General features: G+C 67.0%; 21 protein-coding genes, 1 tRNA gene and 1 pseudogene. 13 read left to right on the top strand and 10 right to left on the bottom strand.

The annotated features are described in order from the left end of the window. Positions 1–70 precede the first annotated feature (70 nt). From J2S75_RS20800 to J2S75_RS20815, 4 genes are read left to right on the top strand one after another with little or no spacing between them, the layout of a single operon-like run. On the top strand, positions 71–1,642 hold the full coding sequence (locus J2S75_RS20800; protein WP_307022929.1) for an efflux transporter outer membrane subunit: 1,572 nt from the start codon (positions 71–73) through the stop codon (positions 1,640–1,642). After that, positions 1,639–2,751 carry an efflux RND transporter periplasmic adaptor subunit gene (locus J2S75_RS20805; RefSeq protein WP_307022890.1) on the top strand — a complete coding sequence of 371 codons (1,113 nt, stop codon included), beginning with the start codon at positions 1,639–1,641 and terminating at the stop codon, positions 2,749–2,751. The genes J2S75_RS20800 and J2S75_RS20805 overlap by 4 nt, the downstream gene beginning before the upstream one ends. A gap of 12 nt (positions 2,752–2,763) precedes the next feature. Next, on the top strand, positions 2,764–5,829 hold the full coding sequence (locus J2S75_RS20810) for an efflux RND transporter permease subunit (RefSeq protein ID WP_307022893.1): 3,066 nt from the start codon (positions 2,764–2,766) through the stop codon (positions 5,827–5,829). 1 nt (position 5,830) lies between these two features. Further along, complete coding sequence (locus J2S75_RS20815; RefSeq protein WP_307022895.1) at positions 5,831–6,622, top strand: 4'-phosphopantetheinyl transferase family protein; 792 nt, start codon at positions 5,831–5,833, stop codon at positions 6,620–6,622. A gap of 51 nt (positions 6,623–6,673) precedes the next feature. Here J2S75_RS20815 and J2S75_RS20820 read toward each other — a convergent pair whose 3' ends face one another. Then, positions 6,674–7,159, bottom strand: coding sequence for a MarR family winged helix-turn-helix transcriptional regulator (locus J2S75_RS20820; protein WP_307022898.1), 486 nt, complete (start codon positions 7,157–7,159; stop codon positions 6,674–6,676). A 145-nt stretch (positions 7,160–7,304) separates the two neighbouring features. Between J2S75_RS20820 and J2S75_RS20825 the strand changes: the two genes are divergently transcribed. The 4 genes from J2S75_RS20825 (at position 7,305) to fghA (ending at position 10,589) form a co-directional block, all read left to right on the top strand. After that, positions 7,305–8,099 (top strand): alpha/beta fold hydrolase, encoded by a 795-nt coding sequence (locus tag J2S75_RS20825; protein WP_307022900.1) that lies wholly within the window; start codon positions 7,305–7,307, stop codon positions 8,097–8,099. Between the two features lie 205 nt (positions 8,100–8,304). Next, a complete protein-coding gene (locus J2S75_RS20830) occupies positions 8,305–8,586 on the top strand; it encodes a metal/formaldehyde-sensitive transcriptional repressor (RefSeq protein WP_307022902.1) in 282 nt (93 codons plus the stop codon). A 27-nt stretch (positions 8,587–8,613) separates the two neighbouring features. Beyond that, positions 8,614–9,741: an S-(hydroxymethyl)glutathione dehydrogenase/class III alcohol dehydrogenase gene (locus J2S75_RS20835; protein ID WP_307022904.1), complete on the top strand. Its 1,128-nt coding sequence runs from the start codon at positions 8,614–8,616 to the stop codon at positions 9,739–9,741. A gap of 11 nt (positions 9,742–9,752) precedes the next feature. Continuing rightward, positions 9,753–10,589 (top strand): S-formylglutathione hydrolase, encoded by an 837-nt coding sequence (gene fghA, locus J2S75_RS20840; protein WP_307022931.1) that lies wholly within the window; start codon positions 9,753–9,755, stop codon positions 10,587–10,589. Between the two features lie 27 nt (positions 10,590–10,616). On the opposite strand, the gene J2S75_RS20845 is transcribed toward fghA, so the two are convergent. Further along, positions 10,617–12,560 (bottom strand): glycosyltransferase family 39 protein, encoded by a 1,944-nt coding sequence (locus J2S75_RS20845; RefSeq protein ID WP_307022906.1) that lies wholly within the window; start codon positions 12,558–12,560, stop codon positions 10,617–10,619. 463 nt (positions 12,561–13,023) lie between these two features. Continuing rightward, entirely contained in the window at positions 13,024–13,722 is a 699-nt protein-coding gene (locus J2S75_RS20850) for a L,D-transpeptidase (protein ID WP_370874181.1), read from the bottom strand. 710 nt (positions 13,723–14,432) lie between these two features. On the opposite strand from J2S75_RS20850, the gene J2S75_RS20855 reads away from it, so the two are divergent. Next, positions 14,433–14,522: transfer RNA gene (locus J2S75_RS20855), tRNA-Ser, on the top strand. Positions 14,523–14,632: 110 nt separating this feature from the next. Here J2S75_RS20855 and J2S75_RS20860 read toward each other — a convergent pair. Together J2S75_RS20860 and J2S75_RS20865 are read right to left on the bottom strand one after the other, a co-directional pair. Next, positions 14,633–14,869 (bottom strand): annotated as a pseudogene (locus J2S75_RS20860) (recombinase family protein); the annotation flags it as partial. 23 nt (positions 14,870–14,892) lie between these two features. Then, the gene (locus J2S75_RS20865; RefSeq protein WP_307022908.1) at positions 14,893–16,497 is read right to left on the bottom strand and encodes a CYTH and CHAD domain-containing protein; all 1,605 of its coding nucleotides are present in this window, start codon (positions 16,495–16,497) and stop codon (positions 14,893–14,895) included. A 351-nt stretch (positions 16,498–16,848) separates the two neighbouring features. Between J2S75_RS20865 and J2S75_RS20870 the strand changes: the two genes are divergently transcribed. After that, positions 16,849–17,667, top strand: coding sequence for a metallophosphoesterase family protein (locus J2S75_RS20870; protein ID WP_307022911.1), 819 nt, complete (start codon positions 16,849–16,851; stop codon positions 17,665–17,667). Positions 17,668–18,219: 552 nt separating this feature from the next. Here J2S75_RS20870 and J2S75_RS20875 read toward each other — a convergent pair. From J2S75_RS20875 to J2S75_RS20890, 4 genes are read right to left on the bottom strand one after another with little or no spacing between them, the layout of a single operon-like run. Further along, positions 18,220–18,924, bottom strand: coding sequence for an ABC transporter ATP-binding protein (locus J2S75_RS20875; RefSeq protein ID WP_307022913.1), 705 nt, complete (start codon positions 18,922–18,924; stop codon positions 18,220–18,222). Next, positions 18,921–20,084 (bottom strand): ABC transporter permease, encoded by a 1,164-nt coding sequence (locus J2S75_RS20880; protein WP_307022915.1) that lies wholly within the window; start codon positions 20,082–20,084, stop codon positions 18,921–18,923. The genes J2S75_RS20875 and J2S75_RS20880 overlap by 4 nt, the downstream gene beginning before the upstream one ends. After that, the gene (locus J2S75_RS20885) at positions 20,081–21,283 is read right to left on the bottom strand and encodes an efflux RND transporter periplasmic adaptor subunit (RefSeq protein WP_307022917.1); all 1,203 of its coding nucleotides are present in this window, start codon (positions 21,281–21,283) and stop codon (positions 20,081–20,083) included. The genes J2S75_RS20880 and J2S75_RS20885 overlap by 4 nt, the downstream gene beginning before the upstream one ends. Before the next feature lie 37 nt (positions 21,284–21,320). Continuing rightward, positions 21,321–21,593, bottom strand: a complete 273-nt coding sequence (locus tag J2S75_RS20890) for a hypothetical protein (protein ID WP_307022919.1) — start codon at positions 21,591–21,593, stop codon at positions 21,321–21,323. A 260-nt stretch (positions 21,594–21,853) separates the two neighbouring features. Between J2S75_RS20890 and J2S75_RS20895 the strand changes: the two genes are divergently transcribed. The 3 genes from J2S75_RS20895 (at position 21,854) to J2S75_RS20905 (ending at position 24,555) form a co-directional block, all read left to right on the top strand. Continuing rightward, complete coding sequence (locus tag J2S75_RS20895) at positions 21,854–22,573, top strand: response regulator (protein ID WP_307022935.1); 720 nt, start codon at positions 21,854–21,856, stop codon at positions 22,571–22,573. Between the two features lie 11 nt (positions 22,574–22,584). Then, positions 22,585–23,910, top strand: coding sequence for an ATP-binding protein (locus tag J2S75_RS20900; RefSeq protein WP_307022921.1), 1,326 nt, complete (start codon positions 22,585–22,587; stop codon positions 23,908–23,910). A gap of 84 nt (positions 23,911–23,994) precedes the next feature. After that, positions 23,995–24,555 (top strand): hypothetical protein, encoded by a 561-nt coding sequence (locus J2S75_RS20905; RefSeq protein WP_307022923.1) that lies wholly within the window; start codon positions 23,995–23,997, stop codon positions 24,553–24,555. Between the two features lie 70 nt (positions 24,556–24,625). On the opposite strand, the gene J2S75_RS20910 is transcribed toward J2S75_RS20905, so the two are convergent. Next, the gene (locus J2S75_RS20910) at positions 24,626–25,300 is read right to left on the bottom strand and encodes an SH3 domain-containing protein (protein WP_307022925.1); all 675 of its coding nucleotides are present in this window, start codon (positions 25,298–25,300) and stop codon (positions 24,626–24,628) included. Between the last annotated feature and the right edge of the window lie 434 nt (positions 25,301–25,734).

The raw sequence follows: 25,734 nt of genomic DNA on the forward strand, positions 1-25,734 counted from the left end.
TCGCGGCACAGAGAGACATCGACCGGCGCAAGACGCCGCGCACCGGGCGGCGGCCGGGGCGCGCGGGCGGCTGAGCGCGCTTGTCGGCGTCCTGCTGCTCGGCGGCTGTATGGTGGGCCCGAACTTCCAGGCGCCACCGGCACCGCCCGTCAGCGGCTACACGGTGGAACCGCGGCTCAAGCCGGCCATGGCGACCGATGTGGCCGGCGGCGCGCCGCAGAGCTTCGTCACCGCGCTCGATGTCGGCGGACAGTGGTGGCGGGAGTTCAACTCGCCGCAGATCAACGCTTTCGTCGAAGAGGCGGTGCGCAACCATCCCGATGTCCGGGCGGCGCAATATGCGCTGCGCGCCGCGCGGGAAACGGCGCTGCAGGTGCGCGGGCAATTCCTGCCGCAGGTCACCGGCAATGTCACGGCGACGCGTGAACAGATCACCGCCGCCTCGGGCGGCACGACGGGCGCACCGACGCTCTACAATCTCTATGAGACGACGGTCGACGTTTCCTACACGCTCGATCTGTTCGGCGGCATTCGCCGGCAGGTCGAATCCGCCGATGCCCAGGCGCAGTATCAGCGCTTCGAGATGGAGGCGACCTATCTCACCCTCATCGCCAATGTCGTCACCTCGGCGATCACGGATGCCTCGCTGCGCGACCAGATCGCGGCGACGCAGGCCATCGTCGAGGCGGAAACCGACCAGCTGCGCCGCGTCCAGCGCCAGTTCGAGGTAGGTGCCGTCTCGCAGGCCGATGTGCTCGCCCAGCAGACGACGCTGGCGCAGACACAAGCCACGCTGCCGCCGCTGCAGAAGCAGCTGGCGCAGGGCCGCAACCAGCTCATGGCCTATCTCGGCCGTCTGCCCAGTGAGGATCGCGGCGAAAGCGTCAGTCTCCGCAGCCTGCGCCTGCCGCGCAAGCTGCCGGTGAGCCTGCCCTCCGATCTCGTGCGGCAGCGCCCGGACATCCGCCAGGCAGAGGCGACGCTGCATCAGGCGGCGGCGACGGTGGGGGTCAACACGGCGAATCTGCTGCCGCAGATCACTCTCACGCCCTCGGTGAGTTCGCAGGCGCTCGAGGTGGGCCAGCTGTTCACCCCGAACGGTCTCGCCTGGACCGCCGCCGCCAGCATCGCCCAGACGCTGATGGACGGCGGGCAGCTCTACCGCACCAAGGAGGCGAGCGTCGCCACCTTCGAGCAGGACTATGCGCTGTACCAGAGCACGGTGCTCACCGCCTTCCAGAACGTGGCGGACGCGCTGCGCGCCGTGCAATACGACGCCGGCACGCTGCGCGCCCAGGCGCTGGCGGAGCAGTCGGCGCTCGACAGCCTGAAGATGGCGCAGGAACAGTTCAAGGTCGGCGCCATCGGCTATGCCATCGTCATCGAGGCGCAGCAGGCCTATCAGAACGCCGTCATCGCCCGCATCCAGGCCCAGGCGCTGCGCTACAACGACACGGTGGCGCTGTTCCAGGCACTGGGTGGCGGCTGGTGGAACCGCGTCGACGAGACCGCCGACGCCGCGCCGCGCAATGGCGGCTATTTCGAAGGCCCAGACGGCCCCGCGCTCGCCGCTACCCGTCCGGGCCTTCCCGACCTGCCACCGACGCCGGAGCCCGGCACTGCCAAGGAGACATCCCGGTGAGCAAACCGCGTGTGATCATGTGGCTGGCCGTCGCCGCCCTTGCCGGCGCGGCCTTCTATGTCACGAAGGACCGCTTTGCCCCCGGTGCCGCGCCGCCGCATGGCAGTGCCCCCGCCCAGACGGTGGCGGCGCAGACGGCGCAGAAGCAGAGCTGGCAGCCCACCATGGAACTGGTGGGCGAACTGGTGGCCTCCGAGGGCGCCGACCTCTCGCTGCAGGTTTCCGGCATCGTGGAATCGCTGTCCTTCGAATCCGGCCAGACGGTGAAGGCCGGCACGCCGCTGCTGCAGCTGGTCGCCGAGGACCAGATCGCCAAGCTCGCCTCGCTCAAGGCCACCGCCGAGCTCAACGCCATCATCCTGAAGCGCGACATCGAGCAACTGAAGATCAAGGCGGTGAGCCAGGCCACGGTGGATACGGACGAGGCCAATCTTAAGAACTCCCAGGCGCTGGTGAAGCAGCAGGAGGCGCTGGTCTCCTACTACACGCTCAAGGCGCCGTTCGCCGGCCGGCTGGGCATTCGCAATGTCGATCTCGGCGAATATCTCAGCGCCGGCACCGCCGTCGTCACGCTGCAGGCGCTCGATCCGCTCTTCGCCGACTTCTTCGTCCCCCAGAAATTCTTCGGCACTCTCAAAGTGGGCGAGCCGGTGAAAGTGATGGTCGACGCCTATCCCGGCCAGTCCTTCGCCGGCACGGTGAGCGCGATCAATTCCAAGGTCGAGAGCGGCAGCCGCAACGTGAAAGTGCGGGCGACGGTGGCCAATCCGGACAGCAAGCTGGTGCCCGGCATGTTCGCCCGGATCAGTCTCGATGTCGGTGCGGCCGAAGACTTCGTCACCCTGCCGCAGACGGCCATCGTCGCCAATCCCTATGGCTCGACCGTGTTCGTGCTGGAGAAGACGGCGGACGGCAAGGGGCTGGTGGCGCGGGAAACCTTCGTCAAGCTGGGTGAGGCGCGGGGCGACTTCGTCGCCGTCGTCTCCGGCCTCACGGAGGGCGAGACGGTCGTGGTCGCCGGCCAGATCAAGCTGCGCAACGGCACGCCGGCGGTGATCGACAACAGCCATCTGCCCAAGGTCGAGCTCAATCCGACCGTATCGGACTGACGGGAGCGGATCATGGCCTTTACCGATCACTTCGTCGGCCGCCCGGTGCTCTCACTGGTGGTGAGCGCGCTGATCCTGGTGATCGGCCTCCGGGCCATGGTCGGCCTGCCGATCCTGCAATATCCGGCGATGCAGAACGGCGTGGTGACCGTCACCACCACCTATGCCGGCGCCGACGCCGACATCATTGCCGGCTTTATTACCTCGCCGCTGGAGAACGTGATCGCGCAGGCGAACGGCATCGACTACATGACCTCGTCGAGCCAGACCGGCGTCAGCACGATCACCGTCAATCTGCGCCTGAACTACAATACCGGCGACGCCCTCACCGAAATCAGCACCAAGGTCAGCTCGGTGCTGAGCCAGCTTCCGAACGGCACCCAGCAGCCAGTGCTGGAGCTGAAGACCGGCTCCACCATCGACGCGATGTACATCGCCTTCTCCAGCACCGTGCTCGCGGAGAATCAGGTCACGGACTATGTCGCCCGCGTTGTGCAGCCGAAGCTGCAGGCCGTGACCGGCGTGCAGGTGGCGGAGATCCTCGGCGGCAAGAACTTCGCGCTGCGGGCCTGGCTTGACCCGGACAAGCTCGCCGCGCTCGGCCTGACCGCCACCGATGTCGCCACCGCGCTGGAGACCAATGACTACATCGCCGGCCTCGGCACCACCAAGGGCCGGCTGATCCAGGTGAAGCTCTCCGCCGCGACCAATCTTCACTCGGCCGAGGAGTTCCGCCAGCTCATCATCAAGAATGTCGACGGCGCGGTGATCCGCCTCAAGGACGTGGCCGAGGTTGAGCTGGGCAGCGACGATTACGATTCGCGCACCAGCTTCAACGGCAAGAGCGCCGTCTATATCGGCATACAGGTCGCGCCCTCGGCCAATCTCTTGAGCGTCATCGGCGAGGTGCGCTCGATCCTGCCGGGCATCTTCGCCGACCTGCCGACCGGCCTCACCGGGACGGTGCTCTATGACGCGACGGATTTCGTCAACACTTCCATCCATGAAGTGGTGGTCTCGCTGTTCCAGGCGGCGCTGATCGTGACGCTGGTGGTGTTCGTGTTCCTCGGCTCCTGGCGCTCGGTGTTCATCCCCATCGTCGCCATCCCGCTCTCGCTGATCGGCAGCTTCGCACTGATGCTGGCCTTCGGCTTCTCCATCAACCTGCTGACGCTGCTGGCGCTGGTGCTCGCCATCGGCCTCGTGGTGGACGACGCCATCATCGTGGTGGAGGGCGTGAACCGCCACATGGAGCAGGGGCTCGCGCCCGTGGATGCGGCCATGGCCGCCGCCCGCGAGCTGGCGGGGCCGATCGTCGCCATGACCGCGGTGCTGATCGCCGTCTATGTGCCGGTCGGCTTCCAGGGCGGGCTCACCGGGTCGCTGTTCACAGAGTTCGCCTTCACCCTCGTGGCGGCGGTGATGGTGTCGGCGGTCATCGCGCTCACCCTGTCGCCGATGAGCTGCGCCTATCTGCTCGCCCCCTATGACCCCGCCGCCCGCACGGTCGAGGCGCGGATGGTGCGCGCTATCGACGGCGCCATGAAAGCGGTCACCCGGGTCTACCGCGCCGGGCTCTCGGCCTCGCTGCATGTGCTGCCGCTCACCGTTCTGTTCGGCGCACTGGTGCTGTCGAGCATCTACTGGCTCTACTCCAACTCCACCTCCCAGCTCGCGCCGCCGGAGGATGAGGGCGTCATCCTCACCATGATGACCGCGGCGCCGAACGCGACGCTGGAGCAGCGCGAGTTCTACGTGCAGAAGATCTACGACATTCTCGACAAGCGGCCGGAAACCGACCTCGTTTTCCAGATCGACATGCCCGGACAGGTGATCGGCGGCTGGGTGCTCAAGCCGTGGGACGAGCGCAGCATATCGGCACTGCAGCTCGCGCCGCTGATCCAGCAGGAATTCAACAAGATCGCCGGCGTGCGCGTCGCCGCCTTCCAGCTGCCGCCCCTGCCGGGAAGCAGCGGCCTTCCGATCCAGTTCGTGCTGAAGTCCAACGACAGCTATGAGCGGCTTTACGAGGCCTCGCAGAACTTCCTCACCGAGGCGATGAAGAGCGGCAAGTTCATCTTCCTCGACAGCGACATGAAGATCGACCAGCCGCACGCCGCCATTCATTTCGACCGCGACAAGGTTTCCTCGCTCGGCCTCAATATGAGCGATGTCGGCGCGGCGATGGCGACCATGCTGGGCGGCAATTACGCCAATTATTTCGACCTCGGCGGCCGGTCGTACAAGGTCATCCCGCAGGTGAAGCAGCAGCACCGGCTCAACACCGATCAGTTGCTGAACTACTACATCAAGGCGTCGGATGGCACCTCGGTCCCGCTCTCGACCATCGCCTGGATCGAGATGAAGACCGTTCCGCAATCGCTCAACCATTTCCAGCAGCTGAATTCCGCGACCATTTCGGGCATCCCCATGCCGGGCGTGTCGGATGGAGAGGCGCTGGACGAGCTGAAAGCCATCGCCGCCCGCGCGCTGCCCGCCGGCTACAGCTATGGCTTCGCCGGCGCCTCGCGCCAGCTGGAGCAGGAATCGGGCGGCTTCGTCACCACCTTCGCGCTGGCGCTGGTCATCATCTTCCTGGCCCTGGCGTCGCTGTTCAACAGCTTCCGCGATCCGCTCGTCATCCTGGTGTCGGTGCCGATGTCGCTCGCCGGTGCGCTGGTGTTCATCTGGCTCGGCATTGGCGGGGCGACGATCAACATCTACACCCAGGTCGGCCTCGTCACGCTCATGGGGCTGGTGAGCAAGCACGGCATTCTGATGGTGGAAGTGGCCAATACGCTGCGCCAGCAGGGGCTCGCCAAGCGCGAGGCGGTGATCGAGGCCGCCAGCATCCGCTTGCGGCCGATTCTGATGACCACGGCCGCGATGGTGCTGGGCGTCACGCCGCTGATCATCGCCACCGGAGCCGGTGCCAATTCGCGCTACAATATGGGCCTCGTCATCGCCTCCGGCCTTTCCATCGGCACGCTGTTCACCCTGTTCGTGGTGCCGGCCTTCTACCTGTTGCTGAGCCACAGCGACGAGCCCGCGCCGGCCACCGCCGATGCGCGCGCGTGAGATGTCGGCGCCTCCCGTTCCAGGCGGCTTTCGCCGTGCCACCCCCTTCACCCTTGAGAGCGACGGGCAGCGCTTTGATGGCGCGATGGCGCTGGTGGCGGCGCCGCCCGCTGAACTCGAAGCGGCTGCGCTCGGCGAACTTGCACCTGATGAGGCTCAGTTACTGACGGAACGCCTTGCCCCTGCGCGGCGCCATTCATTGCTCGCCGGGCGCCGGGCGGCCAAGGACGCGCTCGGCCTTCTCGCCCCCGAGCTTGATCGTCGCGACATCCATGTCCTGCCCGGCCTGTTCGGGCAGCCGGTGGTGACGATGCCCGGCCGGGCCAATGTGCAGGTGACGTTGGCTCATGCCGGCCAGGCGGCGCTCGCGCTTGCGCATCCGGAAGCCTGCCCCATGGGGGTGGATCTCGAACGTTTCGTGCCCGCGCATCTCGGCGCTTTGCGGGAGCAGACAACGGCGCGCGAGCGTGAGGCGGTGCGCGTCGCCATGCCCGGCGATGAGGGACAGCAGCTCTTGCTGCTGTGGAGCCTGAAGGAGGCTCTTTCCAAGGCGCTGCGGACCGGGCTGACCGTGCCCTTCGCCCTGTTGGAAACAACTCACCTCTCCCCGGTGCCGGGCGGCGTCACGGCGCAGTTCGCGAACTTCGCCCAGTATGAGGGTATTGCCTTCGCGGCTGCCCCCTTCGTCGCAGCGGTGGCGCGTCCGCGCCTGGCGCTGTGGCCGGCGCGGGATGGCAACACCTTGCCCGTCCGGCTGCGCGACTGGCTCGGCGCGCTCGCCACGCTCGGCTGAACGGTGCCGCTTCGGCGTCGGAGGCCGCGCGGAAAAGCGCGCGTGTCGCGGTCAGCCCGGCGCCGTCCAGTCGCCGAGATGGGTATAGAGCGCGTCGCGCAGAGCGCGCATGTCGCGGTTCATCGCGCCAAGATGCGCGGGGCTTTGGCCCGAAGCGAGCAGTAGCGCGTCGCCGAGGCACCCTGCCTTGCCCTTGAGCGCGCGGCCCTCATCGGTAAGAGCAACGACGACCTGGCGCTCATTGTCGGGATTGCGGGTGCGACGCAGCAGGCCCCCGGCTTCAAGCCGCTTGAGAAGCGGGGTGAGCGTGCTCGACTCAAGCGCCAGCTTCTCAGCGATGCCGCCGACGGTGAGCTTGTCCTCCCGCCACAGCACATTGAGCACGAGATATTGCGGATAGGTCAGCCCAAGCTGGTCGAGCAGGGGCTTGTAGACGCGCTGGATGGCCATGCCGACCGAATAGATGGCGTAGCAGAGCTGGTCGTCGAGCGGCACGGGCGGGTTGGCGTTGGCGTTGGCGTTGGCGTTGGCGGTCATGACAGGACTCCTTCCCCGTCAATATAGCGTTGGCCGACACAAAAAAGAATATCGCGATAAGATTTATGCTGGACAGATCGCCGGCACTCCTCTATCAAACATTTATCGCGATAATCGTTATCGCAAATTAACGAGGAGCCCGATCATGACGATCAAGACCCGCAGCCTGCTCGCCACTATGGCCGCCGCCGCCAGCCTGTCCACCGCCGCCGCGGCTCCCGCAGCCGAAGGTATCCCGGCGTCCCAGCCGGTCCGCAATGTCGTGCTCGTCCACGGCGCCTTCGCCGACGGTTCCGGCTGGCGCGGCGTCTACGATCAGCTGACCCAGCGCGGCTACCGCGTCACCATCGTGCAGAACCCGCTCACCTCGCTGGAGGACGACGTTGCCGCCACCAAGCGCGCGCTGGCCCGGCAGGACGGCCCGACCATTCTGGTCGGCCACAGCTGGGGCGGCACCGTCATCACCGAGGCCGGCGTCGACCCGAAGGTGGCGGGCCTTGTCTACGTTTCCGCCCTCTCCCCCGATGCCGGCGAGACGACCGCGCAGCAATATGAAGGCTTCGTCACCCCGCCGGAATTCGTGCTCGACATCGGCGAGGATGGCTTCGGCTATGTGAAGCCGTCGCAGTTCAAGGCCGGCTTCGCCGCCGACACCAGCGACGCCGACGCTGCCTTCATGCGCGACTCGCAGGTCCCGATCGCCATGTCCTCCTTCGGCACGAAGCTGACCCAGGCGGCCTGGCGCAGCAAGCCGAGCTGGGCGGTGATCGCCACTGACGACAAGGCGTTCGACCAGCGCATGCTGCAGCACATGGCCAAGCGCATCGGCGCCACGGTCACCGAGGTTCCTGCGAGCCACGCCGTGTTCATGACCCAGCCCAAGGTCGTCGCCGACGTGATCGACGCGGCCGCCCGGAGCGCCAGCGCCGCCGCCCAGTAGAGGTACGGGGCGCCCACCGCAGATCCCGGACCACATCACCGGCAGGCGGCGTCTTTTGGCTCCGCCTGCCGTACCATTTTGCGCCCTTTCATTGCCAGCAGCGCACCCGCCCTGCCTTGCCTTGCCTTGCCTTGCCTTGCGCGTATACTCCCTCCAGTATAATGATGCGTCCAAACCAACGCGGCCGACGACGCGGGGTGCCTCAATGCCGCATTCCCCTGACGACAAGAAACGGGCCCTGACGCGGCTGCGCCGCATCAAGGGCCAGGCCGAGGCGCTGGAACGGGCGATCGAGGCGGAAGCCGAGTGCGGCGTGCTGCTGCAGCAGATCGCCGCCCTGCGCGGCGCGGCCGGCGGGCTGATGGCCGAGGTGCTCGACATCCATCTGCGGGAAAGCATCGGCCATGCCATCGGCGCGGCAGGCGCGGCCCCAGCCAGCGACGAGCTCGACGCCATCATGAAGATCCTGCGCACCTATCTGAAATAGCCGACGAGATCCGAGAGGGAGAAGTCCATGAAATCGCGTGCCGCCGTCGCCTGGGAAGCCAAGAAGCCGCTGACCATCGAAACCATCGAGATCGGCGGGCCCAAGCCCGGCGAGGTTCTGGTGGAGATCATGGCCACCGGCGTGTGCCACACCGATGCCTATACGCTGGACGGGCTGGATTCCGAAGGCAAGTTCCCCGCCATTCTCGGCCATGAGGGCGCGGGCATCGTCCGCGAAATCGGGGCCGGCGTCACCTCGCTCAAGGTGGGCGATCACGTCATTCCGCTCTACACGCCGGAATGCCGGCAGTGCAAAACCTGCCTGTCGCAGCGCTCGAACCTGTGCACCTCGATCCGCGCCACCCAGGGCCAGGGGCTGATGCCCGACCGCACCACGCGCTTTTCCTGCGAGCGGGTGGGCGCGCAGAGCGGCGAGATTTTCCACTATATGGGCTGCTCGACCTTCTCGAACTTCACCGTGCTGCCGGAGATCGCGCTCGCCAAGGTGCGCGAGGACGCGCCCTTCGACAAGATCTGCTACATCGGCTGCGGCGTGACCACCGGCATCGGCGCGGTGGTCTATACCGGCAAGGTCTGGCCGGGTGCCAATGTCGTGGTCTTCGGTCTGGGCGGCATCGGCCTTAACGTGATCCAGGGCGCCCGCATGGTCGGCGCCGACAAGATCATCGGCGTCGACATCAACCCGGCCAAGGTCGAGATGGCCCGCAAGTTCGGCATGACCGACTTCATCAACCCGCTGGACGTCGGCAGCGACAAGGTGGTTCAGGCGATCCAGGACCTCACCGATGGCGGCGCCGATTTCACCTTTGACTGCACCGGCAATGTGAACGTCATGCGCCAGGCGCTGGAAGCCTGCCATCGTGGCTGGGGAACCTCCATCGTCATCGGCGTGGCGCCGGCCGGGGCGGAAATCGCCACCCGCCCGTTCCAGCTCGTCACCGGCCGCAATTGGCGCGGCTCCGCCTTCGGCGGCGCGCGTGGGCGCACCGATGTGCCGAAGATCGTCGACTGGTACATGGAGGGCAAGATCAACATCGACGACCTCATCACCCACACCATGCCGCTCGACGAGATCAACACCGCCTTCGACCTGATGCATGAGGGCAAGTCGATCCGCTCCGTGGTGATCTACTGATGGGCGCGACGATGGAAACCGTCTCCAAGGCGAAGTCGCATGGTGGCGTGCAGGGCGTGTATCGTCATGACTCGCGCGTCACCGGCACGCCGATGACCTTCGCCGTCTTCGTGCCGCCGCAGGCGGCGCAGGGACCCCTTCCGGTGCTGTGGTATCTTTCGGGCCTCACCTGCACCCATGCCAATGTGATGGAAAAGGGCGAGTACCGCGCCGCCGCGGCCGCTCAGGGCGTCATCATCGTCGCGCCGGACACCAGCCCGCGCGGCGGCGAGGTGCCGGACGAGCCGGACAATTGGCAGTTCGGCTCCGGCGCCGGCTTCTATCTCGACGCCACCCAGGCGCCCTATGCCACCCATTACCGAATGTATTCCTACATCGTCGACGAACTCACCGCCCTCGTCGCGGCGCAGTTTCCCGCGGATATGAGCCGGCAGGGTATCTTCGGACACTCCATGGGCGGGCATGGCGCCCTCACTTTGGCGCTGAAGCATCCGGACCGATTCCGCAGCTGTTCCGCCTTCGCGCCGATCGTGCAGCCGAGCACGGCAGACTGGTCGCGGCCGGCGCTGGAGAAATATCTCGGCACGGATGAAAGCGCCTGGCGGGCCTATGACGCGGTGGCGCTGATCGAGGACGGGAAGCGTTTCCCCGAGTTCCTGGTCGATCAGGGCGGCGCCGATCCATTCCTCGACACCGGGCTGCGCCCGCAGCTTCTGGCCGATGCCTGCCGGGAGGCGGGCATTCCCCTCACGCTGCATCTGCGCGAGGGCTACGACCATTCCTATTTCTTCATCTCGACCTTCATGGCGGACCACATCGCCTGGCACGCCGCCCGCCTCTGCCGCTGAGACGCGGCGGCGGCCCGCGTGGCTGGATCAGTCGGCCGTGGATGGCAGCGCGAAAATCGAGCCGTCCACGGCCGGCTGCGCCTTGAGGCGCCCGATCCGGTAGAAGAAGTGGCCCACCACGCGGCCATCGCGCGTCACGTCGCGCCGCTGCACCTCGCCGAGCCCATCGAAAGATCTGGGCAGGAGGGGGTTCTCGATCTGCCGCTGGGAGAAGCCGAACAGCACGGCCGGCCGGCCGCCAACCGTTTCCGGCCGGTACCAATAGCCGTACATGAGGGCGGGTTGGCCGAGAACGCCACGCCCGACAGACATGCCGTGCACGGCATCCGGTCCAGCGGCATAGAAGGCAAGCTGGCTCGCAACATTGTAGAGGTCGAGGCCGATCAGTACCGGCTCCTCCCCGGTGGACGCCCTCACCTCCTCGGCGAGGCTTGCCGCCTGCGCGCCGAAATCACGCCAGGCGACCGGCACGGCGGGAAATGGTGAAAACCGCTGCAGCCCCGGCAGGCCGGCGACGAGATAGCCCAGCCCGAGACCGCACAGCACCAGCGTGATGGCAATGGTGGGCACGAAGGCGCGCTGCAGCCACCGCTGAGCCCCGCCGATGTGGCTCGATGCCGCGAGGAGGCTGGCCGCCACCGCCGGCAGGACCGCCAGCCAGAGCGGCCCCGTCCAGTTCAGCCGCGACATGTGAAACAGGCTGAAGACAACGAAAACCGAAAGCGGGACGAGGGTGAACACCCCGACGAAACGCCAGCGGCGCCGGTCGACCTCCTGGACTTCAGCGGCCACTGCCGCGCGCCGGACGCCCCGCTCGCGCAGCCACAGCACGCCGACGGCGGCCATCAGCCCGATGGGCGTCAACAGGCCGGCAATGCCCAGCATCAGTTCGGGCAGCGAGAAGCGGAAACTGCCGCCCACCCGGCGCGTGCTCTGGAAGGCGAAGGAAGCCAGGTCGTTTTGAAGATTCCAGATGATGACGGGCGAGAAGACCAGCGCGGCAACAAGGCCCGCGAGATAGGGCTCCGGCCGCCGGAACCACGCCCGCGCCCGCACGTCGATCAGCATGAACAGAAACGATGCCGGCACCAGAAGGCCGATCGTATACTTCGACAGCAGGCCGAGGCCGAGGCAGAGGCCGGCGCCCCACCAGGCCTTCGCCTGACCACCGCGCAGCGCCCGCTCCAGGAAATACAGCGTCCCGGCCCAGAAGGCGGTTAGCGGCGCATCGGGCGTCATGACAAGGCCGGTGCCAAAATAGAAGGGCAGTACGGCGACCAGCAGAACGGTGACGAAAGCGGCGGAACGACCGAATAGTCGTACGGCCAGGCCGAAACTGAAGAAGGCAGTCGCGCCCCAGCACAGCCAGGCCGCGATGCGGACACCGAATTCGGTATTGCCGAACAGCCCGGTGCCGATCCAGATCAGCCACGCCACCATCGGCGGATGGTCGAGATAACCGATATCGAGATGCTGGGCGTAGTTCCAGTAATAGGCCTCCTGCGGCATCAGCTCGGTAACGCCGAGATACATCAGCCGTAGCGCGACGCTATAGGCCACCACCCCGACGGCGGCGAGCCGCCAGCGCGCCGTCCGCGAGAGGGGCGCCAGCGCCCCCGGCCAGATGAAGAACCCCGCACCGAGTACGTTCACCATCGCGGTCGCGCCAATCGCGGGAAGGATGGCGAGGGGCGCGGGCAGGCCGACAAGCGCGGCGGCGCTCGCCAGCACCCCGCTCCGCAGCGCCAGTGCCAGCAGGACGACCACGGCGATGCGCCCGGAAAGTTCAGTCTTGGGTGGAAGGAGCGTTCCGCCGAGGCGCGGCAGCACCCACCGCAGGCTCAGCCCGAACAGGCAGAATGTCGACAGTCCGAAACTGACAAGCTGCGCGCTCATCACCCCGAGGCCGAGGCCGAGCAGCGCCAGGAAGGCGAGGAGATCGATTCCCATGCCGACCAGGCCGGCCGCCATGAAAGGCTGTACCCCGTGTAGAGGAAGCAGGTGCGCCACCTCGTCCCGCAGGCGCCGGAGGGACCCGGCCCGCGGGACGCCTGACGACATTGGAGGGGCGTTCCCCGCACCCGTCCAGGATGCTCCGTCGCCCGAGATCGGGCGCCCCGCGCTGCCGTCCATTCGTTTCACCCGCTTGACCGGGCGGACCGTGACGGCGCCCCTGGCGGACGCCATCACCATACCGCCCTCGCGGCAAATTTCGGGCAGAAGCGCTGACAGTTTGCTGACGGTTCCCGCTTCCACTGAAAAAAGACAGCGGGCACCAAAGAGGGGCGCTGACCTCGGCAGGTGCTGGCCAGGATCTCCGCAGGTCCAACGTACCGTCAGACGGCAGATGTCAGGCGAGCGGCGCGGCATGACGCGGCTAGCGGCAATTGCCTTCAGGCTGACGATGCCCCCTGCGCACGCACAGTCTGCCCGCCTAGGCGGGCAGTACCACCACCTTGGTCTTCACCGGGGTTTCGTTATAGAGCTGGATCATGTCCTGGCTCAGAAGCCCGACGCAGCCGCTGGTGACGCCCGAGCCAATCGATTCCGGATCGCTCGTCGCGTAGATCGTGTACAGCGTGTAGACGCCGTTCTGGTAGAGATGCAGCGTGCGCGCACCCAGCGGATTGTCGAGGCCGCCCGGCATGCCGCGGGCATATTTGGCCGCCTCCGGCTGGCGCTTAATCATTTCCTTCGGCGGTGTCCACGTCGCCCATTCGCTCTTGCGCCCGACATAGGCGTCGCCGCTCCAAAGGAAGCCCTCGCGGCCGACATTGGCGCCGTAGCGGGTCGCCATGCCGTCCCCCTCAATGCGGTACACATAGTAATTCTTCGGGTCGACGATGATGGTGCCCGGCGCCTCGTCGGTTTCGTAGCGGACGGTGCGGCGGAAGTATTTCGGATTGACCTTGCTGACATCCACCGCCGGAATGGGGAATTTCTCCTCAGGCACCGGGCCATAGACCTTGGCCGCCTCGGCGAGGCTCATCCCGTCCGGGTTGGCGCAGCCCGCCAGACCCAGCGCGCCAAGGCTGAGCGCGGAGCCGGCGAGGAAGCCGCGGCGGCTGATCCCGCCCACCCGGCTGCGGGCACCCGCAACCCCATCGCCGGCTGTGCGACTGTCGCTCATCATCTCTGGTTATCCCATAAGGCGCGCAAAAAGAGGCCGGCCCACGGGGCATCTTGCCTCACCATACCAGGAGATAACGCTCGCGACGCCACACTGGCAAGCGCAGCCCTGCACTGCGCCCGACGCGGCCGATGATGCCATAAACACGCCATAAAGCCTTACCGGCAAGGCCTCCTGCTCCCGATGCAGCGCTTGCGAGCGCTCTCCACCGGGGCAGGGTCAAGGCTCGGCGGGTCGCTCATTTCCAAGGTTCCAGAAATAACCCAGTCTGGTGCTTTAGGCGTTTTCTTCGGGCGAGACCGAACCGACACGGCATCCGGATCGACCGCGGCCGTGGCGGCTTCGCTCGGTCGTTGGCGATGGCGCGCCTCGTGCCGGCGTCGCGCGGCACCGCATCGCCGATAGGGCGGTACGGCCGGAAATCTGGGTCGCCCCAAGCGTTGGATGGCCGAAGTCCCTGCCGATCCTCGCCTGCTGCGATGACTCACTCATACCTATCCGCCGCCGGTTAGCCGCACCGGTGCCGTGCCCGCACTTCCGCCGGAATCCGGGCGGCGCGCGCATCCCTTGTTCCATGTTTCTCGGAGGCGGTCTTCTCGATGCTGGCGAAGGAAGCCATGAATCGCCAGTCGGACGGCATGGGTACTTGTGCGGAGCACGTGGCTCGGCTATGGAGCCCACTCCTCAGCGCGACTGACCCCGCGCCCGCATGCGGAGAGGTGCCGGAGTGGTCGATCGGGACGGTCTCGAAAACCGTTGTGCGTGCAAGCGTACCGTGGGTTCGAATCCCACCCTCTCCGCCAGCGCCCCCAGGGGCCTATCAGGCTGTTATATTTCAATAGCTTAGACCCAATTTCCGGTGGAGCGCAAATAGGTTGCGCCCCCAGAATGCGCCTCCAATTTTGTATCGCTAGATCACCTCGTCAGCTTGGCGCCGCGCCGTGGGGGCACGCCCCTTGTACTTGCCTTCCTCCTTGGCCTTGGCGATGCCCTCGCGCCGCCTCTCCAGCACCAGGTCGCGCTCAAATTCCGCGATGCCACCTAACATTGTGAGCATGAGCTTTCCGGTGAGCGTGGAGGTGTCCACGTTCATGGAGAGAATACGGAGCGTGACGCCCTTGCCTTCCAGGGCCTGCCCCAATGAGACGAGCCAAGGGAATGGTGGGGTGCGGCTCAGCCCGGCTGGCCGTGCCAGAACGGCTCGACATCGATGAATTTACGCCATGTGCGCCGCAGCGCCTCGGCGGTTTCAATGCGGGCGCGTCCCTGCCAGCCGGTGATCGCGCCGATGGCCTTGTGGACCTGCGGGTTCGACGTGCTGTCCTCCATCTCGCGCAGCAGGGATTGCGTGGTGGAGATATCGTTGTCGGTACCGAGAACGTCCTGCAGCCGGGACATCCGCTTCAGATATTTTCGTGCCGCACCGTCGCGGTCGTAAAGCGGCAGCAGGAACTCGGCGCCATAGCGCAGCTTCTTCAGCGTCAGGCGCAGCTCATGGCGGGCGACCGGCCCCAGCTTGCGGAAATTATGGCCCTGCTTCAACGCCTTGCGGTGCAGCCGCGTCAGCCCGCGCCCGGCGAAATCGCGCGCCGGCTGGGTGAGCACGGCAAGGGCGTCGAGGCCGATATCGTTGCGCCAGCTCCGGCGCTCGATCACCCGGCCGAGCGACAGCAGGAAGCGCGTGCATTCAAGGTCGATCAGGTCCGCGCGCACGGCCTGATAGCTAAGAGCCCGCGGCGGCACGGTGGCGGATCGGAGTTCGGTAAAGTCGATGCCGGGCAGATTGGCGCGCTCGATCTCGGCGATGGTCGTCGTGGCGAACACGTCCCAGTTGCGGGCCGGCCCCAGCGCGCTCGCCAGCCTTTTTGCCGCGAGGCCGAGGGTCTGGAGCGCCGAGGCGGGAACTTCCTTTTTGAACAGCGCGATGGCGGTGCGCAGGCGCCGCAGCGCAACCCGCAGCTGATGGACGCCCTCCGGGTCCTGGCCATGATGCGCCGCCATCAGGTTCGCCATCACATGCGCCTGGCACGCACTCAAGACCTTAGCGACCACGTCGTCCGTGCTGTCTGTCGGGCCGAGGCCGGTGGCGAAGGCCTTCTCGGCCGAAGGCGAGCCGCCAAAGGCGAGCGCGTAGCCGCGCTCGGCCTTGCTCTGGAAGCCGATACGAAAGGCCCCCTGCTCCAGCAGGGACAAGGCCAACTCGTAGAGCGCGCCCGCTCCGCCCGATTTCAGTTCCAGCTCGATCTCGCACACCGCCTCGGCCTTGGTGCCCGCGTTCAGCATTCCCTCATCGAACGCGACCTCGATCACGGCGCCGCCGAAGGCGACGAGCTGGGTGTGCCGCCGGATCTTGGTGGTGAACACCGGCACGAGGTCGGCGGCGGCCAATGTGGTGAACGGCGCCCCCAGATCGGCCAGGGGCAGCGCGTCAAGCTGAAGTCCCATATCCGGCACGCGGGCTTCCATCTCGCGCCGCTGAAGCGGACCGCCTTGCGAGGCCAGCTTCAGCGTCTGCACGAACTGCCGGCCGCTGCGCCGAACGCGCAGCGCCGCGCCCCGGCGCGCGAGCGCCGAATCGGCGGTATCGAAATAAGTCGCTTCCAGACGCCGCACGACGCCCTTGGATGTGGCGTTGCGGGTAATGACGGGCGCCACGAGCAGGCGCTGCAGTGTGGCCGAATCGGTGAGCAGCTTGAGTTCGATCTCATAGCCGGGCCCCGCCGGCCCCTGCGGGTGCATTTCGTCTTGCGGTTGAATTTCAGGCACTTGTTCCGGCATGTCGACACTCCGCTTCACCCGGACACGCGCCGGCTCGGTTGCCGCGGGTAGGCATTTTTCCCGACGACCTTAGCGCCACGGATAGCGGCTCGGACTGTCACAAAAAAGTAGCATTAGCGACGGCACGCCTTGGTCGAGCCCGCGCGGCGGGCGCCGCCGTTGGCCGAACGCCGGGTCGGAGGCGCCAACAAGACGACGCGCGCTTGACATTCAGGGCGGCTGGCATCAGGTGGGGTTCGGGCAGATCGGACCTCGGCATCGACTCCCAGGCTTCCGGCCCCGACCCCGTCGCCAGGCCCGGAACCGGCGGAGGGCCTCTGCCATCCAACGGACGCGGTGCCTGAAAGGGGCGTGTTCCACGGCACGACGGATCGTTTCGTCGGCGCGACTTGGAGTCGAAAGAGAATTTTCGGGCTTTGGAAAACTCCGCTTGTCACCCTTGCCGAGGCGCGCGGCCCTGAGGGAATCCGGATCTACGCGGTCGGCGACATCCATGGGTGCCGGTCTCTGCTCGACAAGCTTCTGCGCAAGATCGAGGATGACCTCGCACGCTCAAAGCCGGACGACTGGCGGGTCATCTTCCTCGGCGACTATGCGGATCGTGGCCCCGACTCCAGGGGGGTGATCGAGCGTCTGATTGCGCTGCAGGCCGCGGATTCCCGCTACATCACGCTCGCGGGCAATCACGATGTGGAATTTCTCGCCTTTCTCGAGCGCCCCAGCAGCGAGGGCGTTTTCGTCAATAGCGGCGGCAACGCCACCGCGCGCTCCTATGGCGTGAAGCTCAGCCGCTCGAAGCTGAAGGCGCAGGCTGATCTCGAAAGCGTGCATCGGAAGCTGCTGGCGGCGGTTCCCGCCGACCACGTGGAGTTCCTCAAAGGACTGCAATTCGCCGTGTCCTATGGCGACTATTTCTTCTGCCATGCGGGGGTGCGTCCCGGCACATCGCTGGATCGGCAGGAGCGCGACGATCTTCTGTGGATGCGCGCTCCCTTTCTGAACTCCCTGATGCCGCTGGAAAAGGTCGTGGTTCACGGCCACACGATCACCGCGAGGCCGGAAGAGCGGATCAACCGTATCGGCATCGATACCGGCGCCTATCGGACGGGTCGCCTCACAGCGCTCGTCATTGAGGGTGATCATAAGGAGTTTCTGTCGAGCAAGCCGTAATAGCGCAACCGGCTATCCGGCGTCGAGCATGAGGCGAAGATGTCGGACGAAACAGGGAATAATTTCGGGAGCTTAGACGCGGTCGGCACGCGTCATAGCGCTACAGCGAAGACGTCGTTCTCTTGGTCGCTCGCGGCCCGCCATTTGTCGCCATTATGTGCCGTTCTTCGATATCCCACGAGATTGCCGCCCAAACGCCGCCGTTAGCCTCGCGGAGCGCATATCCGTCGACTCAAAGTGACTTGGGTTGATACCGGTATGGGTAGCAGGCGCCTGTCGCACGTCATTGTCACCGGCGGCCCGCTTGCCGACCGCCCCGCCGCCATTGCGTGATTCGGTTCAGGAGAGCGCCGGACAGTCGACGACGACGCCTCGGCTGCACGCCGCGCCCGTCATCCTTGATGCGGTTTCGCGCCCGTGCCGTTCGTTTCGTTCATGGTGCCGGCTAATTTCAGCCAATCGGCTGAAACGACGGAGGTTTTGCAATCCATACCATTCGATCAATCCGTGGCCGGTGTCGCATTACTGGGCGCAAGCATGGCGGGTCGAGCATCAGTCCTGCTCCACCTTCCCCGCACACATCCGCCCGTCTTCGAAGTGAACGATGCGGTCGAACAGGTCGGTCGAGCGCGGATCATGGGTAATCACCACCACCGCCGTTCCATGGGCAGCGGCGATACGGCGGAAGATCTCCATCACCTGACGGCCGCGCACGCGGTCCAGCGCCGCCGTGGGCTCATCGGCAAGGATCAGCGGCGGTGCATTGGCGAGCGCCCGCACCACCGCCACGCGCTGCTGCTCGCCGCCGGAAAGCCTCGCCGGCAGGCTCTCGGCACGATGCGCGAGGTCCAGCGCAGCGAGCAGCCGCCGGCCATGGGCACGGGCATCGGCAGGGGCCACATCAGCGATTTCGAGCGCCAGTGCGACATTCTCCACTGCGGACAGGAAGGGGATCAGATTCGCCTTCTGGAACACGAAGCCGATGCGTCTGCGGCGTATCTCGCGCAGCGCGTCGAGGTCGGCCCCGGCATGGGAGACCCTCTGGCCCGCCAGCCAGACCTCGCCGGAGGTCGGATTCTCCAGAAGCCCGGCCAGCATGAGGAAGGTGCTTTTGCCCGAGCCACTCGGCCCGAAAATGCCGACCAGTTCGCCGGCGGCAACGTCGAGTGACACGCCGTCGAGCGCGCGTACCGGCCCGGCACCGGTAGCGTAGTGGCGCGTGAGCGAGCGCACCGAAAGTACGGATGGGCCGCTCACGACAACACCTCGCGTGCCTCGACCTGCGAGGCGCGGACAATGCCGACCCACGCCGCGGCGGCGCAGACAAGGGCTAGGACGAGCGCGATCTGTGCAAGATCGGGCGGCAGCATCACCACGCGGCGCGGGAAGAGGGGGAAGATCATCCAGGCCAGAACAACTGCAAGCGCGTAGCCGGCAATGCCGATGAGCGCGGCCTGCTGGCCGATGAGACGGACCACGACGCTCTCGCGCGCGCCCATCAGCTTGAGCAGCGCGATCTCGTGCAGCTTCTCGATCGTCATGGTGTAGACGATGAGCGAAACCACGATGGCGGTGATGACGAGTATCATCCCGGTGAAGGTCAGGATTTGGAGGCGCAGTTTCCAGAGCCGGGCATTGAGCATCAGGTCACGCTGCTCGCCCGTGGTCATAACCCGCACGTCGCCCCAGCGCTGGATGACGGCGATCACACGTGCGGGGTCGGCGGCGGGGTCGAGCCGCACCAGCACGGCGGAGATCTTGCTGTCCTGCGCCACCGAGCTCGCATCGGCGCTCACGGCGCTAGTGCCGGTCCCGGCGGCACGCGCCAGATGGATTTCTTCCGATGTGCGTCGTCGCGCGATGACCGCCGCGTCATTGATGCCAACGAAAAGCAGTCCGTCGCCGGCCGAATCGACCATGTGCCGCGTAAGGCCAACGACGGTATAGACGTCGCGCGCCAGCTGTATCCGGTCGCCGACCTTCAGGCCGGTGCTCCCATCTGCCACGGCCTCATAGCGGCTGCCGCCAAGCCAGCGGCCTTCCGCGAGCGAAAGCCAGCGCCCATCGTCGCGGGGCACGTCGACACCGGTCACGGTGGCGCGATGCGGGGCACCGGCGAAGCTGAACTGCTGGCTGAACTGGGTGAAGCGCCGCACATCCGCGACGCCCGGCACACCCTCGACCCGCCTGTCCATATCGGCCGCCACCGCCGAGCCTTCGGCGAAGGGCCCGGCGCGCTCGCCCTGCACGACCCAGAGATCGGCATCAATCCGGTCGATGATGAGGAGCGCATCTTCGACGATGCCGCGATAGAGGCCGATCATGCCGATCACCGCCATGACGAGGAAGGCGACGCCGAGTGCGGTAAGCGCGAAGCGGGTCGGCGCGTGGAGCGTATCTTTCAGCGCCAGATTCATGGGTCAGTTCCGGCGAGGCGCACGCGCATGAATGGGTAGAGGTCGTCAGGTCTGAGGATCTCCTGGCCGGCATCGAGGCCGCGCCGGATCTCGACGCGCTTCGCTCCGACCGCCCCCAGCGTTACCTCGCGCCATTGCGCCCGGCCGCTGGACGCGACCCATACGCCTGGGCGCCCGTCGCGCCAGACAAGAAACGATGTTGGCACGGTCAGTACCGGGCCGCGCCGTTCGATGATGATGCGCGCCATGGCGCGCTGGCCGAGCGCCCAGTTGACGGGAAGCGCATCGAGCGCGATGTCGATCTCGAATTCCCTCGTCTCCGGGTCGACCTCTCGCCCGAGCCTGAGAACGTGGCCGGGGATGGAGTTCTCGGCGCGGGTGAAGGTGATCTCCGCCTCTTGTCCCGGCAGGACAGCGGATATGGCGCTCTCATCCAGGCGCGCGGTCAGAACAAGACTTTCCGGATCGACAAGGTGCAGCAGCTCGCTGCCCGGCGCCAGCACCTCGCCGACATGGTGCGTGCGCGACACCACCACGCCGGAAATCGGCGCGCGCAGCACGCTGTCGTCGAGTTGGACGCGGGCAATGGCTATTCGCGCCTTCGCGGCATCGCGCTCTGCCTCGGCCTGCTCGATGGCGCGGCCGGCGCGCGCAAAGTCAGCTTCCGCCTGACGGCGGGCGGCGAGGGCGTCGTCCAGCCCGGCTTCGCTGGCGACACCCTTGGCGAGTAGCGCGACCTGCCGTTCATGCGTCGCGCGCGCTTTTTCCAGCGTTGCGACGGCGTGGTCGCGCTCGGCTTGCGCGGCGGCCACCCCGCGCTCGGCGGCATTGGCGCTCGCCTCGGCGGCGTCGAGTTCGCCGCTGAGGTCATCGAAGGCAAGGCGGGCGAGTATCTCGCCCTTGCCGACCACGTCGTTACGGTCGACGGCGAGTTCCTCGATGCGGGCCTGGATGCGACTGCCGACACTGGCCTCGGTCAAGGCCGACAATGTGCCGGGGCCCTGAAGTTCCACATCCAGCATGGCTGGGCGCAAAATCTCGCCCTCGACCGCATGCGGATAGAAATAGCGCAGGCCGACGAATCCGATCCCCAGTAGCGCCGCCGCGAGGATAGTCAGCCGAAGCCCATCGCGACGACGCGGGCGCGGGAGGGGTGCCTCCAGCGACAGGAACGGGTCGAGGCCCGGCTGGACGTTCATGACAGGGATATCCGGGGAAAAGGGCGGCCGGGGCGGATCACTGGGTGGATGTGGCCTTGGCGGCGATGAGAGCGTCCTTGCAGGGCTGGGAGATTTTGTCGGGATTGGCCTTGATGCACTCTAGGATGCGCCCGCCGCCCGGCCGCACGCCGGGGCAGGTGGCGCGGATGTCCGCCTCGCAGGCGGCACGGACAGCCTGTGCCTGTGCACGCGAGACATTCTGTGCCGCGGCGGCGCCGGAAAAGGCGGCGCCGAGCAGGGTGGCGAAAGCCAGCACGACGCCGGCGCGAAGGAAGAACGCAGGATCCATGAGATCGGCTCCTTTGGCGGGTTGGGGCGCAGGGCTATGAACCCACCCGGCCAGGGGGCGGCCGACCGCAACGGGTTCCATGGCGGGCAGGTTCGCGCCCGCCGTGCCGCCGGGAACGGGTGTGCTGCGCACGGCGACGGAAGCGAGTATCGGCCGGAGGTTTTGCGGCCGTGTCTCCGCGCCGGCGCTTTTTGTTGCAGTTTGTATCGACGCCGTGGGGACGGCTTGCGCGGCTCCGTCGTCGCTGTCATGCCAGCGCCATGACAGCCGCAAGAGTGCTTCTGGTCGAGGACGACCGCGACATTCGCAGCCTGCTCGTCGATTTCCTCGGCGGCGAGGGTTATGACGTCGAGGCGGTCGGCAGCGGCGCCCTGATGGACCGGGCGCTGACGCGCGGCATGCCCGACCTCGTCATCCTCGACATCATGCTGCCGGGCGAGGATGGGCTGTCGATCTGCCGGAGGCTCAGGACCAGAAGCCGGGTGCCGATCCTCATGCTCACGGCCAAGCATGACGATATCGACCGTATCATCGGGCTGGAGATTGGCGCCGACGATTATCTCGGCAAGCCGTTCCACCCCCGCGAATTGCTCGCGCGCATCCGCGCCCTGCTGCGCCGTGCGTCAGGTCCCCTGTCGGCAGGCGTGCCAGAGCGACGGCGCCGACGTTTCGCGGGGCTCATTGCCGATCTCGACGCACGCACGGTAACGGACGAGAGGGGGCAGCGTGTGCTTCTGACCACGGCCGAGTTCGACCTGCTGACCTGTTTCCTCGAACGGCCCGGCCGCGTGCTCTCGCGCGACCTGTTGCTGGACTGGACACGCGGGCGCGCCGGTGGCGACCCGTTCGACCGAACCATCGACGTCACCGTGTCGCGCCTGCGCAGCAAGCTGGCCCGCGGGCTCGGCGAGGCCGAGCAACCGATTACCACGGTGCGCAATGTCGGCTACCTGTTTTCGGCTGACGTGCACGAGGTCTGAGGCGAATTGCCATGCGTCTCGGCCTGCTCGCCCGCATCATCCTGATCGTCGCGGTGGCGTTCTTCGCCATCCAGCTCGTGGCGCTGGCCTTCTATTTCGGCGAGGGCGAGGGGCGCCGGGCTCTCGGCGATGCGCCGCCTTCGCTGCCGCGGCAGATCGCGTCTCTGGCCCTGCTTGTCGACGAGGTGCCGGCCGATCTTCGGCCTGCTTTGGTGGAAGCCTTCAGCGAGAATGGCCGCACCGCTACGATCATTCCCGCGCTGCCCGATGATCTCGACCCCAAGAAAGGCATCGGACGTATCGAGCGCGCCATCCGGACGGCACTGGCGCTGCGTGGTGCGCCGGGGCGGCAAGTGCTCGTGCGCCTCGACGGACCCAGCGAAGACGGGCGCGGCGACATGCTCGGCGTTTATGTCGGACTGGCCGACGGCGGCTATCTCTGGCTCGACATCCAGGACCGCGTCACCGTCCGGCTGCTCGGAGTGCCGATCGGCTTCTTCGCCGGCCTGTTCGGCGTCCTTGTCGCTCTGGCCGCGCTGGTGGCAGTCGCGCGCGAGATGCGGCCGATCACGCGCCTCGCCCGCGAGGTCGACCGGGTTGGCGAGAATATCGCCCCTGTCGCGATACCCGAGCGCGGCGCGCCGGAGCTGCGCACGCTGATCCGCGCGGTAAATGCGATGCAGGAGCGCATCGGCGCGCTGGTGCGCAACCGCACGCTGACGCTCGGCGCGATCTCGCATGACCTGCGCACCTATCTCACCCGCCTGCGCCTGCGCGTCGAGATGATGCCGGAGAGCCGCCATCGGGCCGGCGCCATCGCCGATGTCGAAGCCATGCAGGCGCTGGTGGAAGACGCACTCGACTTCGCGCAGGATTCCTTCACCCCGACGGAGCCGGGCGGCGCCGACCTCGCCGCCGCGCTGCGCCGCTATGTCGACGAACAGAGCGACGCCGGCATCGTGCTCGACCTTCCGGACGGCCCGGTGCCGGTCGTCATGGGCGAGAAGGCACTCGGGCGCGTCATCGCCAACCTCGTCGGCAATGCGCTGCGCTATGGCGAGCGTGCCTTCATCCGCATCGAAGCAGAAGACGCACGCACCGTGCTCGTCATAGAGGACGAGGGCCCCGGCATCCCCGCTGAGGAGCGCGAGCGCGTCTTCGAGCCGTTCCATCGGCTGGAATGTTCGCGCAATCGTGACAGCGGCGGGACCGGCCTCGGGCTGACCATTGTCCGCCGGCTGGTCGAGCGGCACGGGGGCAGTGTCGAACTGGACACCAGTCCGCGCGGCGGGCTTGCCGTCCGGGTCCGGTTGCCGCGGGCGGAACTCGCGGGCTGAAACAAATCGATATGCCGCGGTTTGAGTGCCGATACCTTGGCCGCTCACCCTTGCCGCCTCCTCAACGGCAAAGGACTCGACGCCATGAGTGCCACATTCCCGACCGGACTGACCACACCGATAGGCGGCGGAGCGGCCCTCATCGGCCTGGCAGCGGCCGTCATGCCCACCCCCGGGAGCGCACAGGATCTGACCGGGCCCGCCGGGCCCTGGGCTTGCCAGCAGGAGCCGTTCGTGAGCGAACCAGGACCGGCCGTGGATCCGACGGCCGTTCGGCTCATTGCCGGCCTGCTGCTCTCGGCGCAGGAAACCGCGCTCGGCATCCGGAGCGACCAGATGGATGCCTGGCGCGGCTATACAACGGCGCTCATTGCGCTTCTGCCCTCAGGCGAGCGGCTCGGGCGCTGGGCGGACGAGAAGCGGCGCGCCGAGGCGCAGGCTTTCGACCTCGTGCAGGACATGGCCAGCGCGGCCATCGAGCGGGCGGAAAACGCCCGCGCATTGCAGGAATCAGTCTCCCGACTGAAAGCGGCGCTGACGCCCGAACAGATGAGCATGGCCAAGCAGATGCAGGAGGCGTTGGTCGAGCGTATCGTCCGTTTCCTGCAATGGCGCCGCAGCGAGGCGCCTGGCCTGCCGCTCTGACGGCCGCGAGCCGAAGGGCAAAGGACCGGGGGCGCGGGCTCCCGGTCTCTCTTTATCAGGTGACACCCGATCACCGGCGCTGGAAGCTGCGCGAGCCGGTGTGCACAGTGCCGCCGGGGCCGACGACCGCGCGATTGGTCGTGCAGCCCTGTCCGGTGGCGCAGGTGCGCGTGCGCGCCGCCATGCCGCCATTCGGACCGGCTGTGACCCGGGTCGAGCTGCACGCGCCGCCGGTGCAGACGCGCGTCTGGGCCGTCGCGCCGCCGTAAACTCCGGTGGCGCTGCGGACTCCGACGCAGGCGCCGCCTGCGCAGGAAACCGAGCGGCTGGCCGACGTCACGCGCGCGGCGCCATAGGGCGGATAGCCGCCCCAGCGCCCGTACCAGGGATAGGCGACATAGTAGCGGTCCCAATAGGCGCGGTTGAACGTCACGACCGTGATGCCAAGCGCAGGCGCCACGGGCGCGGTCAATACGACCGGCGCCCCGCGATAGACCACTTGGATGTAATCTGCCGCCACCCATCCGCGATAAGGCCCGAAGCCGATGTCGCACCAGCTATAGCCGGCTACACAGCCGAAGGTGGTGATGGCGGCGCCTGCCGGCACCACGGTTACGGCGGGATAGACCGTCGACGGGCCGGCACGCAGATTGACATTGGTGACGGCGACAGAAGTGGTCGCGGCGCTGGCCGCCGATATGGCGGCAACGGTGAGCGCGGCAGCGAAGAGAAGCGTTCTGAACATGGCGGAACCCCGATGCGCGCCGCCCGTAGGCAGCGTCTGTTTTTCCGCCACCCTGATAGGTCCCCGACCTCGCCTGCGTGTCTCGCGTCCGTTGCAGTTTGTGACAACGGAGGCGGAATGAGCGGGTGCCCGTATCGCTGGCGATCGGATTCGGCCTCTTTGGCGGGCCGAGTCGCGTGGGGGATCGGCCGCCCTCACGCTGCGGAGGGTCTGGCAAGCCGCGGGAAGGGGCACGAAGGCCGGTGGCCTCTGCCATCCGCCGAAGCATGGCCTAAGTTAGGACTGGCGGGAAATTAGGAGGGCGTCATCGCGCCGTGTGCGCGGGGGCTTTTGGGCTGCGCCCTGTTTTCCCGGGCTCAGACAGCAAAACCCCGCCTGTGAGGTGTCACGGGCGGGGTTTTGTTTGGGGTGTGAAGAAGTGTTTTGCTGTGCTT

The sequence above is a fragment of the Ancylobacter polymorphus genome (assembly GCF_030813495.1).
Classification (GTDB): domain Bacteria; phylum Pseudomonadota; class Alphaproteobacteria; order Rhizobiales; family Xanthobacteraceae; genus Ancylobacter; species Ancylobacter polymorphus.